Source organism: Paenibacillus darwinianus (assembly GCF_000598065.1).
Lineage (GTDB): Bacteria > Bacillota > Bacilli > Paenibacillales > Paenibacillaceae > Paenibacillus_I > Paenibacillus_I darwinianus.
On sequence record NZ_KK082149.1, the window covers coordinates 51,371 to 66,015 of the forward strand.

At 58.7% G+C, this 14,645-nt stretch carries 12 protein-coding genes; all 12 read left to right on the forward strand.

Features of this window, described 5'->3' with window-relative positions; all coding sequences use genetic code 11:
* Window positions 1–753 (forward strand): bacillithiol biosynthesis protein BshC (gene bshC, locus BG52_RS06310; protein WP_036581265.1); only part of this gene is annotated, 753 nt, incomplete at its 5' end.
* 12 nt (window positions 754–765) lie between these two features.
* The gene (locus tag BG52_RS06315; protein ID WP_036581267.1) at window positions 766–2,028 is read left to right on the forward strand and encodes an adenosylhomocysteinase; all 1,263 of its coding nucleotides are present in this window, start codon (window positions 766–768) and stop codon (window positions 2,026–2,028) included.
* 272 nt (window positions 2,029–2,300) lie between these two features.
* The gene (locus BG52_RS06320; RefSeq protein ID WP_036581270.1) at window positions 2,301–2,642 is read left to right on the forward strand and encodes a DUF3243 domain-containing protein; all 342 of its coding nucleotides are present in this window, start codon (window positions 2,301–2,303) and stop codon (window positions 2,640–2,642) included.
* 152 nt (window positions 2,643–2,794) lie between these two features.
* Window positions 2,795–3,232 (forward strand): division/cell wall cluster transcriptional repressor MraZ, encoded by a 438-nt coding sequence (gene mraZ, locus BG52_RS06325; RefSeq protein ID WP_036581272.1) that lies wholly within the window; start codon window positions 2,795–2,797, stop codon window positions 3,230–3,232.
* Window positions 3,233–3,277: 45 nt separating this feature from the next.
* A complete protein-coding gene (gene rsmH, locus BG52_RS06330) occupies window positions 3,278–4,228 on the forward strand; it encodes a 16S rRNA (cytosine(1402)-N(4))-methyltransferase RsmH (protein WP_036581275.1) in 951 nt (316 codons plus the stop codon).
* Between the two features lie 72 nt (window positions 4,229–4,300).
* Entirely contained in the window at window positions 4,301–4,702 is a 402-nt protein-coding gene (gene ftsL2 / locus BG52_RS06335) for a cell division protein FtsL (RefSeq protein ID WP_036581277.1), read from the forward strand.
* Between the two features lie 9 nt (window positions 4,703–4,711).
* Entirely contained in the window at window positions 4,712–6,928 is a 2,217-nt protein-coding gene (locus BG52_RS06340) for a penicillin-binding transpeptidase domain-containing protein (protein ID WP_051587550.1), read from the forward strand.
* A gap of 147 nt (window positions 6,929–7,075) precedes the next feature.
* Window positions 7,076–9,022, forward strand: coding sequence for a stage V sporulation protein D (locus tag BG52_RS06345; RefSeq protein ID WP_036581280.1), 1,947 nt, complete (start codon window positions 7,076–7,078; stop codon window positions 9,020–9,022).
* A gap of 178 nt (window positions 9,023–9,200) precedes the next feature.
* Window positions 9,201–10,685 carry a UDP-N-acetylmuramoyl-L-alanyl-D-glutamate--2,6-diaminopimelate ligase gene (locus BG52_RS06350; protein ID WP_036581283.1) on the forward strand — a complete coding sequence of 495 codons (1,485 nt, stop codon included), beginning with the start codon at window positions 9,201–9,203 and terminating at the stop codon, window positions 10,683–10,685.
* Window positions 10,682–12,094 (forward strand): UDP-N-acetylmuramoyl-tripeptide--D-alanyl-D-alanine ligase, encoded by a 1,413-nt coding sequence (locus BG52_RS06355; protein WP_036581286.1) that lies wholly within the window; start codon window positions 10,682–10,684, stop codon window positions 12,092–12,094. Before BG52_RS06350 ends, BG52_RS06355 begins: the two co-directional genes overlap by 4 nt.
* A gap of 14 nt (window positions 12,095–12,108) precedes the next feature.
* Window positions 12,109–13,071 (forward strand): phospho-N-acetylmuramoyl-pentapeptide-transferase, encoded by a 963-nt coding sequence (mraY, locus tag BG52_RS06360; protein ID WP_036581289.1) that lies wholly within the window; start codon window positions 12,109–12,111, stop codon window positions 13,069–13,071.
* Window positions 13,072–13,216: 145 nt separating this feature from the next.
* A complete protein-coding gene (murD, locus tag BG52_RS06365) occupies window positions 13,217–14,641 on the forward strand; it encodes a UDP-N-acetylmuramoyl-L-alanine--D-glutamate ligase (protein ID WP_036581292.1) in 1,425 nt (474 codons plus the stop codon).
* Window positions 14,642–14,645 lie beyond the last annotated feature (4 nt).

Below are 14,645 nucleotides of genomic sequence, written 5' to 3' on the forward strand. Positions count from 1 at the left end.
GGCGAGCGGGTGCTGCTGTATCGGCAGGACGGCGGCGGCTTCACCGACCGCAAGGGGACTTTCGGCGTTTCGGAGCGTGCGTTATTGTCGTTGGCGGCCGAAGCGCCCGAACTGTTCAGCAACAACGTGCTGACGCGTCCCTTGATGCAGGATTACGTATTGCCTGTTCTGGCGTCCGTATTGGGCCCCGCGGAAATCGCATACTGGGCCCAGCTCGGCGAGGCTTTCCGATCGTTCGGCATGGCGATGCCGATCGTAATGCCGCGCACCTCCTTCACGGTGACGGACGACGGAATCCGGAAATATATGGCGGCTTACGGACTGTCGTTCGAGGATGTCCGGTCCCGGTTCGAGGAATGCAAGCAGGCGTGGCTGGACGGGCGGGACACGCTGTCGCTCGACGAGCTGTTCGAGGAGACGGAGCGCCGTTTTACAGAGGTGTACGAGCCGCTGCTGCAGACGCTGCCGGCCCTGGAGGCCGGACTTGCCGAGCTCGGCGAGAAGAATAAGCAGAGAATTATTGAGCAGGTTCGGTTTTTGCGGGCGAGAGCCAAGGAAGCACACCGTTTGCGTTATGAGGCCGAGATGAGACGATTCGACAGGGTGGCGGTGTGGCTGAGGCCGGAGGACAAGCCGCAGGAGCGCGTCATCAATTACACATCGCTGTGGAACCGGTTCGGCAGCCACTGGCTTGACAGCCTTCTGGCGGTTCCGTGCAACCGATCGGGCGGGCACTATATCATTCATCTGTAGGAGGAGTTTGCATTGAACGTAAAAGAAAAAAGCATCGTCGCCGATATGGGATTGGCGCCGGAAGGACATTTGAAAATCGACTGGGTGCAAGCCCACATGCCGGTTCTGAACCGGATTCGCGAACAATTCGAGAAGGAGCAGCCTTTTAAAGGGCTGAAGGTTACGATCTCGCTTCATCTGGAGGCGAAAACGGCTTATTTGGCAAAGGTCGTGGCTGCCGGCGGAGCGGATGTGACGATTACGGGCAGCAACCCGCTGTCCACGCAGGATGACGTGTGCGCGGCGCTCGTCGAGGATGGCATTACGGTGTTCGCGAAATACAATCCTTCCCCGCAGGAATACAAGGAATTGCTGGTTAAAGCTTTGGAAACGAAGCCGGATCTGATTATCGACGACGGCGGCGATCTTGTGACGATTCTGCACAGCGAGCGCCAGGATTTGCTGGAAAACGTGCGCGGCGGCGCCGAGGAGACGACGACCGGCATTTTACGCCTCAAGGCGATGGAGAAAGACGGTTCCCTCAAGTTTCCGATGGTTGCCGTCAACGACGCATTCTGCAAGTACCTGTTTGATAACCGGTACGGCACGGGCCAGTCGGTATGGGACGGCATTAACCGGACGACCAATCTGGTCGTCGCGGGCAAAACCGTGGTTGTCGTCGGCTACGGCTGGTGCGGCAAAGGCGTGGCGATGCGGGCAAAAGGTCTCGGAGCCAACGTCATCGTCACCGAGATCGATGCGATCAAAGCGGTCGAGGCGTACATGGACGGCTTTGCTGTCATGCCGATGCTGGAAGCCGCCAAGCAGGGTGATTTTTTCGTAACGGTAACGGGCAACCGGGATGTCATCCGCGGCGAGCATTACGCCGTGATGAAGGACGGCGCAATTCTGTCCAACGCGGGCCATTTCGACGTCGAGGTTAACAAGCCGGAGCTCGAGGCGCTGTCAACCGGCAAGCGTACGGTTCGCCGCAACATTGAGGAGTATCAGCTGAAGGACGGCCGCAGCATTTACCTACTGGCGGAGGGACGTCTCGTGAACCTGGCTGCGGGCGACGGCCACCCTGCGGAAATAATGGACATGACATTCGCCCTGCAGGCGATGTCGCTTAAATACGTGAACGAGCAGTACGAGGCGATCGGCAACCTTGTCGTCAACGTACCGTACGAGCTGGATGAGCAGGTGGCGCGCTTCAAGCTGGAGTCGCTCGGCACCGGCATCGACAGGCTGTCCGACGAGCAGAAGTCGTATTTGGATAGCTGGCAAGAGCATTAATAAATGTGAGTTCGCCTTAGGCCTGGGCCGCAGCGGCATCGGAAATCGACGCTGCTGCGGCTTTTTTGTGTGGTTCGCCATCGTCCGCACATTTCGCGGTCTCCCTCAATTCGGCGGAGTAGCGGCACGGCGTGCCGCTGCCGCCAGTCTCTTTTTCCCGGCGACCCGGTTCACCCGCACCTAAAGTTGACGATAGTTCGTCTTCTGATTGAAAACGTGCGTACCCGGTTAAAAATGCTTGTCGCATCTAACACTTGAAGGAGGCGTTCCGAATGACCGAGCAACAGCATGTGGTGGAGAAGGACGGGGCCGTGAATATGGGCAAGGTGGAGCAAGCGATCGATAAAATCGGCGAGGATAGGAAAGTAGAAATTCTAAGCAGCTTCGAAGGCTTCAAGCAGTATCTGGGCAAACGGATCGAGATGGCGGAAAAGCTCGGGATGAGCGAGGAGCAGATGGCGAAGACGGCGGAGAAGGTGGCCGACTACTTGTCATCCCACGAAGAACCGCGCAACCGCGAGGAAAAGCTGCTTCAGGAGCTGTGGAAGGCCGGCCAGCAGGAAGAGCGCCATATGCTCGCACATATCCTTGTCCGAATGGCCCAGCAGCAGTAGCAGTAGCTGAAACGATTCGTTAACCTCATAAAATATTTTCAAAAATTCCTGCTCATCGAGCAGGAATTTTATTTTAGGTGGCGAATTATTCAAGCTAAGTGGTGAAAAGTGGGGCGAAGTGGGTAATTTGGGGGGAGAGGTGGAGCGGCCGGATGTTCATGGGTGAGTATCAACACAGCATCGACGAAAAAGGCCGTTTGATCGTTCCCGCCAAGTTCCGCGAGAACCTTGGCCCGCAATTCATCGTAACTCGCGGCCTGGACAACTGCTTGTTCGTCTATCCGATGAGCGAGTGGAGCGTATTGGAGCAGAAGCTCAAATCGCTGCCGCTCATGAAATCGGACGCCCGCGCGTTCTCCCGCTTTTTCTTCTCGGGGGCGACGGAATGCGAGCTGGACAAACAGGGAAGGGTAAATTTGCCGAACAACCTGTGCGAATATGCAAAGTTGGACAAGGATTGCGTCGTGATCGGCGTATCCAACCGGGTGGAAGTATGGAGCAGGGCAATTTGGGAGGGCTATAACCAGCAATCTGAGGAAGCCTTCAATGAAATTGCCGAGAAGCTCGTCGATTTCGATTTCAACTTCTGAGAGCAGGCCCGTATCGGACCAGAACAAAGCCGGGAGGGCTGACGATTGTTTCAACATGTGACGGTGCTGAAAGAGGAAGCGGTGGACGGCCTGTTGGTGAAGGCTGACGGCATTTACGTCGATTGCACGCTTGGCGGAGCTGGGCACAGTGAGCTTATCGCTTCGCGGCTCGGGGATAACGGAAGGCTGATCGCACTCGATCAGGACGACTGGGCGCATGACAATGCGCGCATCCGGCTGGCCCCATATATACATAAAATCACGCTGATTAAAAGCAATTTCAGGGATTTGGAGCAGGCGCTGCGCGAGGCTGGCGTTCCCGAACGGGACGGCGTGCCGCAAGTAGACGGCATTCTGTTCGATCTCGGCGTGTCCAGCCCGCAGCTGGATGAGGCCGAGCGCGGCTTCAGCTATCAGCACGATGCGCCGCTCGACATGCGGATGGACCGGGAAGGAACGCTGACGGCCCATGAAATCGTCAACGAATGGGAAGAACACGAAATCTCCCGCATTCTTGACCGCTACGGGGAAGAGAAGTTCGCCCGGCGCATTGCGAAGGGAATCGTCCAAGCCCGCGCACGCAAGCCGATCGAGACGACGAGCGAGCTGGCCGAGCTGGTCAAAGCCGGCATTCCCGCAGCCGCAAGGCGGACGGGCGGCCATCCTGCGAAGCGTTCGTTTCAGGCGTTGCGGATTGCGGTGAACGACGAGCTCGGCGCAGAGGAGGAGGCGCTGCTGCAGGCAGTCCGGTGCCTCGCGCCGGGCGGCAGAGTGTCGGTCATCACGTTTCATTCCCTGGAGGACAGAATTTGCAAGCAGATTTTTGCGAAATTTGTTGAAAAATGCAGTTGTCCGCCGGATTTTCCGTTGTGCGTATGCGGAGCGAAGGGTGTGCTGAAGCTCATCAACCGCAAGCCGATCGAGCCCGGCCCCGAGGAATTGGATGCGAACCCGCGCTCCCGTTCAGCCAAGCTGCGAGTCGCCGAAAAATTGTAAACACAATGCGCCCGGCTTGACGGGCGATTACCGCGATACCGAACAACGTAACATGAAAGGGGAACTTGATCCATGGCCTATATGCACGGCAATCTGGCTGTTCAACCGCAAAAACGGCAGGAGCGGCAAACCTCCGTCCAAACGAAGAAAAAAGTAGTCGTCCGCCGGAAAACGCTGCCCGTCCAAGAGAAGTTGCTCTATCTGTTCACCGTCGTCATGTGTGTGATCGTGGCCGGGGTCATCATTTTCCGATATGCGCAAATCTATCAGATGAATCTGGAAATCAAGCAGCTGACCGAGAAGTACGAGGCGCTTTCCGTGCAGCAGAAAGAACTGCAGAGAAAATACGAAACGCTCAGTGATCCGGGCATGATCAAGCGGAAAGCGGAGGAGCTCGGCATGATCCCGAACGACCAGGAAGTGATTTCGGTCGAGCTCGGCAGTGGCTCCAGCCAGACAGCAATGAAAGAATAGGGGGATAACGTGAATAAGCGAATAAAGCTTCGCACGCTGCTTATAGGGGGGCTCATCACCCTCCTATTTCTTGTTTTGGTGGGCCGCGTATATTTCGTTCAAGTCGTTCGCGCCGATTTCTGGTATGAGAAGGCGAAGGAGGCATGGACCACATCCGAGAATATTCCGGCCGCCCGCGGTACGATTACGGATCGCGAAGGAAACGTCCTGGCGATGGACGTGGCAGGCTTCACGGTGGCCGTCAATCCGAAGGTCGTTAATGAGCTAGGCCTTGCGGACCAGATTGCGAGCAAGTTCAACTTGTTGCTGGGCAAGCCGGAATCGGAGCTGCGGGATATCCTAACCAAGAAGAATAAGAAAGGCGAGTTTTACCTGCAGCGCGAGGTTCGCAGCGAAGGCTGGAAAATCGACAAGGAGCTCGCCGACCGGGTGGAAGCCTTCAAGCAGCAGCTGCGGCAACAGACGGGCGAAAAAGATGTGGGCATCTACCTGATCGAGGACCAGAAACGCTTTTATCCCAAAAATACGATGGCGTCCCATGTGCTCGGTTATTTGAATAAAGCGGGCGACGCCGTTAACGGCCTTGAGCTGTCGCTCGATCGTTATTTGCGCGGCACCGACGGAAAAATTAAATATGAACGGGACGGCAACCGCGTGAAGCTTGCCGACGGCGACGTTGAATACGTTCCGGCCAAGGACGGAAGCAATGTGGCGTTGACGATCGATACCGAGATCCAGTATTACATTGAGAAGGCGATTAAGGATACGTATGACAAATCGCAGCCGAGGAGCATCACGGCGATCGCCGCCGACCCGAACACGATGGAAATTCTCGGAATGGCCACGCTGCCGAACTTTAATCCGAACGTCTATTGGGAGACACCGGAGGGCGCCGACTTCAACTATGCGATCAAGGGTCTTATCGAGCCGGGTTCGACGTTCAAGATCGCCACTCTGGCGGCGGCTGTGGAAGAGGGCATATTCAATCCGGACGAAACTTACAAGTCGGGGAGCATCACGATTGCCGGATCGCCGCTGCGTGATTACAATCGCGTCGGGTGGGGAGAGATCAGCTATCTCGAAGGGCTGAAACGGTCAAGCAACGTGGCCTTCATCAAACTTGGCTATGAGAAAATGAAGAATGAGACATTCATGAATTACATCCGGAATTTCGGATTTGGACAAAAAACCGGAATCGAACTGAACGGTGAAGTGTCCGGTTCGGTGGCGGCCACCTATGCTACCGAGAAGGCGACGCTTACGTTTGGTCAAGGGCGCGTGCAGGTTACGCCGATCCAGCAGGTCGCGGCGGTTGCGGCTGTGGCGAACGGCGGCAAGCTGATGCAGCCGCATCTGGTGAAGGAAATTACCGATCCCGCGACGAAGAAGGTAGTGAAGGTAGAGCCGAAGGTCGTACGGCAGGTTATCTCGTCGGAATCCGCTCGCAAGGTGGGCGAGTACTTGGAGACGGTCGTCTCCGATCAGGAGATCGGCACCGGCAAGAACGCTTATATCGAAGGCTATCGCGTCGCAGGCAAAACAGGTACGGCGCAGAAGGTAATAGACGGCAAATACGACGACGAAAAATATGTCGTTTCCTTTATCGGCTATGCGCCGGTGGAGGACCCCAAAATTGTCGTCTACGTCGTGGTCGACGAGCCGATAGACAGATTCGCGGGAGGCGGCTCGGTCGCGGCTCCGGTATTTAAGGAAATCGTCCTGCAAAGCTTGCGGCATATGGGCGTAGCGCCGAACAACGCCGTTAAGCCGGCGGAGGGCAACAAGGAGCTTTCGGTGACCGCGCCCGACATGACGGAGCTTAAGGTCGCGCAGGCAGCGGAAGAGCTGCGGTCCCGCGTGCTCGGCTATGAGGTCGTCGGCAAAGGAGATACGGTTCTGCAGCAAATTCCGAAGGCGGGGACGAACATTGCGCCTTCCCAGCGGATCTATCTGGTAACCGAACAGCGGGACAAGCTGGAGGTGCCCAATGTGCGCGGCTTGTCGCTGCGCGATGCGGTAGAGGTGTGTTCCCTGCTTGGGATGAGGTGCGTAACGGAAGGCCAAGGGTTCGTGAAGCAGCAGATTCTCGCGACGGCCAAAGGCGAGCGGTTTCTGAAGCTGGTGCTCGAGCCGCCGGGAGAACCGGCGCCGCCGGCAGCGCCGGCGGATGGCGCTGCCGCCGACGAGGCGGCGGCGCAGCCGGGACCTGCGGAGACGGACGGATGATGTAGGGAAGCGCCCGCTTGTCGGCGCGCGCTGCGGCGGCGCATCCCTGCCCGTTGCAGGGCTTGTTCTAACGCCGACCTCGTCCGAATAAGCTGAGTTAGAAGCGGCATAATCCGCGTACTCGGCCGTTTCGGAGGAGGAACGTGTTTGAAAATCTCGGGTGCAACGGTCAGGCGGCGCCTGTTCTTTGTCCTCTTGGGGGCGATCGTCGCCTTTCTCGCCTTGGCGGTCCGCCTTGGTTATGTGCAGCTCTGGAACGGCAAGGAGCTTGCGGCTAAGGCGGAGGACTCTTGGCGCAGGAACATTCCGTTCTCCGCCAAGCGCGGGGAAATTCTGGATCGCAACGGCATCAGGCTGGCTTACAACATCAGTTCGCCGACGGTGATGGCGATTCCCGCTCAGGTGAAGGACCCTGCGGGGACGGCTGCCAAGCTGGCCAAAGCGTTAGGCATGAAGGAAGAAACCCTCTACGGGCTGATCACCAAAAAACAGCTCATTGTCCGCATCCAGCCCGGAGGCCGAAAAATCTCAACGGAAAAAGCGCAGCAAATCCGGGGATTGGGTCTTCCGGGCATTGTTGTTGCCGAGGACAATAAGCGATATAATCCATACGGCTCCTTCGCGGCGCATGTTCTCGGCTTTACGGGGATCGACAATCAAGGGCTGACCGGTGTGGAGTTGACGTATGACAAGCTGCTCAGCGGCCTGTCCGGCAGCGTCTCGTTTCTTTCGGATGCCAAAGGCCGGCAAATGCCCGGTTCCTCGGATACGTACAGCAAGCCGAAGGACGGACTCAACCTTCAACTGACGATCGACAAGCAAATCCAGTCGATCATGGAGCGAGAGCTGGATCAAGCGATGGTGAAGCATCGGGCCGACAGCGTTTTCGCCATTGCTATGGATCCGAATAATGGGGAAATACTCGCGATGGCGAGCCGGCCGACATACGAACCGGCCAAATTTCGCGAGGTGCCTGCCGAAATCTATAACCGGAACCTGCCGATCTGGATGACGTACGAGCCGGGATCGACGTTCAAAATCATCACGCTGGCGGCCGCGCTGCAAGAGAAGAAGGTCGATTTGAAGAACGAGCGGTTTTTCGACCCGGGCGCGATCGAGGTCGGCGGGGCGCGGCTGCGCTGCTGGAAAAAAGGCGGTCACGGCAGCCAGACTTTTCTGGAAGTGGTCGAAAACTCATGCAACCCCGGCTTTGTTACACTGGGGCAACGTTTGGGTAAAGATAAGCTGTTCCAGTACATACGGAATTTCGGCTTCGGTGCCAAGACCGGCATCGATCTCCGCGGCGAAGGGAACGGCATTCTGTTCAAGCTGAACCGGGTCGGTCCGGTAGAACTCGCTACGACGGCTTTCGGGCAAGGTGTTTCGGTAACGCCGATCCAGCAGATTGCTGCCGTATCGGCGGCGATCAATGGCGGGACCTTGTATAAACCGCATGTGGCGAAGGCCTGGTACCAGCCCGAGACCGGTCGGATCATCGATACCATTGAACCGGAGAAGGTGCGGCAGGTGATCTCGCCCGAGACGTCGAAGCAGGTACGGGAAGCGCTCGAGAGCGTCGTAGCCAAAGGCACCGGCCGGAACGCGTTCATCGACGGCTACCGTGTCGGCGGCAAAACGGGCACGGCGCAGAAGGTGATCAACGGACGGTATTCGCCGAACGAGCATATCGTGTCGTTCGTCGGCTTCGCGCCCGCGGACGATCCCAAGATCGTCATTTATGTCGCCGTCGACAATCCGCAGGGCATTCAGTTCGGGGGACTCGTCGCCGCACCGATCGTCCGCAACATCATGGCCGATGCGCTCGTCCAGCTCGGCGTGGAGCCGAGGAAGGACCAGCTTCCCCGTGATTACAAATTCGGCGAGACACCGGTCGTCACCGTTCCGAATCTCGTCGGCAAGACGGTGTCGGAACTTTACGAGGATTTGAATATGAATTTCAATCTGGCTTCCGCCGGCACGGGCAGCACCGTAATCCGGCAGGCTCCGGCTGCCGGCGCGCGGGTGGAGCGGGGCTCGACGATCCGTATCTATTTGGGGAAAGACAATGTTGAAATTCAAGAAGATGGTTCATAATGGAACTAGAAGAATTTGCAGGTTTACCGGGGCCCCCGAAAAGATTAGGATTAAACTTCGAAGGTTTACTTCATTTATTTGGGATAAAGTCCGACCGCGGGGCTTCAAAAAGAAATAGGAAATAAGCTTTGAAGCTTCGCATTATTTTTTGGGGAATTAGGATATGGAGGAAAATTGTATGCAGCTGAGTGAATTTTCGGCCATGCTGTTGACCGCTAAACAGGAAGGCGGAGAAGCGCAGATCACCGGCATCGAAACGGACTCCCGCAAAGTAAAGCCGGGTGACCTGTTTATCTGTTTGCCGGGCCATACTGTGGACGGCCATGATTATGCCCAGGATGCCGTAGACCGCGGCGCGACCGCACTCGTGGTCCAGCGCAGGCTCGATGCCGCCGTGCCGCAGATCGTCGTCAAGGACAGCAGGCTGGCGATGGCGGTCATGGCCGGCCTGTTTTACGGCAATCCGAGCGAACGGATGAAGCTGATCGGCGTCACCGGGACGAACGGCAAGACGACGGTTACCTATCTGGTGGAAAAAATTATGCAGGGTGCCGGCTTCCCGGCCGGCGTTATCGGCACGATCGAACGGCGGTACGCCGGGCGGACCTTCCCGATGTCGGGCACGACGCCGGAAGCGCTTGATCTGCAGCGGTATTTGCACGACATGGCGGAGGCCGGAACCGCATATTGCGCGATGGAGGTGTCGTCACATGCGCTTGAGCAGGGGCGGGTGAAGGGCTGCCACTTCCGTACGGTCGTATTCACGAATCTGACGCAGGACCATCTGGATTACCACGGCACAATGGAACGGTACGCCGCAGCCAAGGAGCTGCTGTTTGCCCGGCTTGGCAATACATATCCGGCGGAAGCGGAGCGTCGTTCATATGCCGTCTTGAATGCCGATGACGGGGCGTCGGCCTCGTTTACGCGGGCAACCTCGGCCGAGGTGATCACCTATGGCGTTGACCGGGAGGCGGACATCCGGGCATCGGATATCCGCATTACCGCCACAGGAACCTCGTTCCACGTCGCCACCTTCCGGGGGGAAACGGATATTACGCTGCGGATGGTCGGGAAATTTAACGTTTACAACGCGTTGGCGGCGCTGGGCGCCGCACTGATCGAGGGCATATCGCTCGAGGCGGCCAAAGCGAGCCTTGAAGCGGTGCCGGGTGTGCCGGGCAGGGTGGAGGCCGTCGATGCGGGACAGTCGTTCGCGGTCGTCGTCGACTATGCGCACACGCCGGACGGACTGGAGAACGTCCTCAAGGCCGTACGCGAATTCGCGGCCCGCAAGGTGTACTGCGTATTCGGCTGCGGCGGCGACCGGGACCGGACGAAGCGGCCCATCATGGGGCGCATTGCGGCGTCCTATGCCGATTACGTCATCGTCACCTCCGACAATCCGCGCACGGAGGAGCCGCACGCCATTCTGGCCGATATAGAGGCAGGACTTCAGGCGGACGGGGTACCCGCCGAGCGCTACGAGCTGATTGCCGACCGCCGCGCGGCGATTGAAAAAGCGGTTGAAATGGCAAGCCCCGACGATGTAGTATTGATTGCGGGGAAAGGCCATGAAACGTACCAGATCATCGGCAAAGAAACGTTTGACTTCGACGACAGGCTCGTTGCCGAACAAGCGATAAGGAGAATACATCCGTGATTAAACGAACGATAGCCGAATTGGCCATGATGTGCGGAGGCGAGCCCAATGCTGCGGCCGAGGCGGAAAGAGACAGGACGGTAAACGGCGTCGCAACCGACTCCCGCGGACTGACGGAAGGGCGCCTGTTTGTGCCCTTGACGGGAGAACGGTTCGACGGCCATGAATATGTCGAATCCTGCTTTGGGCGCGGCGCTGCGCTGGCGCTGTGGTCCCAGGACCGGCCCGTGCCGGAGCAGCTGGCGCAGCGACCGCTGCTGATCGTGCGCGATACGCTGGAGGCGCTGCAGAAGCTGGCGCGGGCATACCGGCTGGAACTGCAGGTTAAGGTGGTCGGCATCACCGGCAGCAACGGGAAGACGACGACCAAGGATTTGACAGCCGCCGTGCTTGCCGCTGCCTATCGCGTACATAAAACCGAAGGCAACCTGAATAATCACATCGGGTTGCCTCTCACCATTTTACGCATGGACGAGGATGCGGAATGCGCCGTTCTGGAGATGGGCATGAGCGGATTCGGAGAAATCGAGCTGCTGGCCGCCATTGCGTTGCCCGACATCGCAGTCGTGACGAACATTGGCGACGCCCATCTGCTCCAGCTGGGATCCCGTGAGGGCATTGCCAAGGCGAAGCTCGAAATCGCTTCGGGCCTGCGTCCCGGCGGGACGATCCTGATTAACGGCGACGAGCCGCTGCTGACGGTCGGCATCCGTGACGCCAAGCTGTCGGAAGGGGCCGACGTGCAGACGTTCGGACTCGGAGAAGGACATGATTGGTCGGCCGGCTCGATTGCGGTCGGCGCGAAAGAATCGGCGTTTACCGTCAAAGCGGACGGTTCGACAGCCAGGCTGGGCGGCGCGTTCAAAATCCCGGTTCCGGGACGCCACAATGTGTCGAATGCGCTCGCGGCCGTTGCGGTCGGCGCGCTGCTCGGACTTACGGACGATCAAATCCGCAGCGGCTTGTCGGGGGCAAAGCTGACCGGGATGCGCATCGAGACGGTAACCGCGCACAATGGCGCGACGATTCTCAACGACGCATACAACGCCAACCCGACCGCCGTACGCGCCGCCATCGCGCTGGTAGCGGAGCTGACCGGCTTCGGCCGCAAATGGCTGGTGCTGGCCGACATGCTGGAGCTCGGCCCGGAGGAGGAAAAGCTACACTACGATACAGGCGCCGCCATATCGCCGGATACGGTCGACCGTGTGCTGACGTTCGGCACGCTCGCCCGGCATATCGCGGAAGGCGCATCCGCAGGGCTTGGGGCGGAGCGCGTCGTTCATTTTGACGGGAAGGCCGAGCTTGCCGCTTATTTGCGGGAGCACGTCGCCGCGGACGATCTGGTGCTGGTGAAAGGCTCGCGGGGCATGAGAATGGAAGAAATCGTCCAATTCATGGCGCGATGACGGGAGGAAGCGTGTTGGATATCAAAGTCATATTATTTGCGCTTGGCGTTTCCTTTCTGCTGGCCGTGCTGCTCGGGCCCTTATTTATTCCTCTGCTTCGCCGCATGAAGTTCGGCCAGGAGGTGCGGTCGGACGGTCCGCAGAGTCACCTGAAAAAGAGAGGGACTCCCACCATGGGCGGCATTATCATCATGCTGGCCTTCCTTATTTCGTTTCTGAAATTTTCCGACCGCACAATGGAGTTCTGGGTGCTGCTTACCGCGTCGCTCGGCTTCGGGCTGGTCGGTTTTCTGGACGATTATATCAAAATCGCTTTTAAACGCTCGCTCGGCTTGACAGCGCGGCAGAAGTTGGCCGGTCAGCTGCTTTTCTCGGTGCTCGTATGCGTCATGCTGTACCGGATGGATCACAGCACGGCGCTTGCGGTCCCCGGCACAGGCTGGAGCTTCGACCTGGGCTGGCTCTATTACCCGTTCGTCGTGCTGATGCTGTTTGCGATCAGCAACGCGGTCAACTTTACGGATGGTGTAGACGGCCTGTTGTCAGGTACGAGCGCGGTAGCATTTGCGGCGTTCACGCTCGTTGCGCTACAGGCTACGGAGCATGAATCGGCCGTATTCTCCGCCGCGATGATCGGCGCCGTGCTCGGTTTTCTCGTTTATAATGCGCATCCGGCTAAGGTGTTTATGGGCGACACTGGTTCGCTCGGGATCGGGGGAGGCATCGCCGCCGTGGCGATTCTCACCAAGACGGAGCTATTGTTTGTGATCATCGGCGGCGTTTTCGTCATTGAAATGGTTTCGGTCATTCTGCAGGTGGGGTCGTTCAAGCTGCGCGGCAAGCGCATTTTTAAAATGAGTCCGATCCATCATCACTTTGAGCTGTCGGGCTGGTCCGAATGGAAGGTGGTTACCGTGTTCTGGGCCGCCGGCCTCTTGCTCGCCGCGGTCGGATTGGCGCTGCAGCGCGCTTGGTAACGACACGGTCGCTCATCCTGGATTGACCCCGACACCCTTGCGGCGTCGTTAGCGGAACGGACGGCCAGTGCATCGGAGGAACAGCCATCGCGGCTACCGACGTATTCATCGCCCGGCTTTTGAATAATGTAAGGGAGCGAACATCATGAATCATCCGGAATCGTACAAGGGCCAGCGGGTCGTCGTGCTCGGTCTAGCCAGAAGCGGCGTCAGCGTGGCGAAGGTATTCCACGGGATCGGCGCGGAGGTCGTCGTGAACGACAGGAAGGACCGCGAGTCTTCGCCCGAAGCATCCGAGCTGGAGACGCTGGGCATCACGGTTATTTGCGGCGGACATCCCGAGGGACTCATCACGGCGGATACGGCGCTGTTGGTCAAAAACCCTGGCATTCCGTATACGGTCGAGCCTATAGCGCGGGCCTCGGAGCTGGGCGTAGAGATCGTGACCGAGGTTGAGGTCGCATACTGGCTGTCGCCGGCTCCGATTATCGGCATCACCGGCTCGAACGGCAAAACGACGACAACCACATGGACGGGCGAACTGCTGCGCGCCGCCGGTCTCAAGCCGATCATCGCGGGCAATATCGGTACCCCTTTGTGCGAGGCCGCGATAGCCGCAGAACCGGACAATTGGCTCGTCGCCGAGCTCAGCAGCTTTCAATTGAAGGGAACGAACGCATTCCGTCCGCGCGTCGCTGTCCTGCTCAACCTGGCAGAGACGCATCTGGATTATCACGGGGGCATGGACGACTATGTCGCTTCCAAGGCCAAGCTGTTCGCGAACCTGACGGAGGTCGACACTGCGGTGCTGAATTGGGACGATGCCGTTTGCCGGCAACTGGCGGACTCGGTCAAGGCCAAGCTGCTGCCGTTCTCCCTGAAGCACAAGCTTGCCGAAGGCGTATGCGTCGAGCCGCCGTTCCGGGACGGAGAGACGGAGGCGGAAGCGCCTGCGCGCATGATCGTCTGGCGGCGGGCGGAAGGCGGAACGGAGATCGTCCGCGTGGATGAACTCGGCATACCGGGCAAGCATAACGCGGCCAATGCGCTTGCGGCCATAGCCGCATCCCTGGCCGCAGGCGCGGACCCGGCAGCGCTGGCTGCGCCGCTGCGGGATTTCCGCGGCGTGGAGCACCGGTTGGAGTTTGTAGCCGTCAAGAACGACGTCCGCTATTACAACGATTCGAAAGCGACGAATCCAACGGCCACGACGATGTCCGTCCGCTCGCTGCAGGGGCGAATCGTATTGTTGGCGGGAGGGCTTGACCGCGGCTCGGATTATATGGAGCTGCTGCCGCTGTTCAAGGAACGGGTCGCGGCGGTTGTTGCCGTCGGCGAGACGCGCGCCAAGATTGCGAAGGTGGCGGAGCTTGCGGGTTTACGCTCGGTCAAAACGGTCGATCCTTTGGAGGACGCCGAGACGACGCTCCGACAGGCGGTGCGCGAGGCGGCATTGCTCGCGCAGCCCGGAGACATCGTGCTGCTGTCGCCCGCATGCGCGAGCTGGGACATGTTTGAGTCGTACGAGCAGCGGGGGCGCATTTTTAAACAATCGGCGCATACCTTGTAAGTAG

Bases quoted from the DNA above. Each gene is read 5' to 3' on its own strand.
- BG52_RS06350 (WP_036581283.1), top strand. From the start codon at position 9,201: ATGCAGCTGAGTGAATTTTCGGCCATGCTGTTGACCGCTAAACAGGAA.
- murD (WP_036581292.1), top strand. From the start codon at position 13,217: ATGAATCATCCGGAATCGTACAAGGGCCAGCGGGTCGTCGTGCTCGGT.
- ftsL2 (WP_036581277.1), top strand. From the start codon at position 4,301: ATGGCCTATATGCACGGCAATCTGGCTGTTCAACCGCAAAAACGGCAG.
- mraZ (WP_036581272.1), top strand. From the start codon at position 2,795: ATGTTCATGGGTGAGTATCAACACAGCATCGACGAAAAAGGCCGTTTG.
- BG52_RS06320 (WP_036581270.1), top strand. From the start codon at position 2,301: ATGACCGAGCAACAGCATGTGGTGGAGAAGGACGGGGCCGTGAATATG.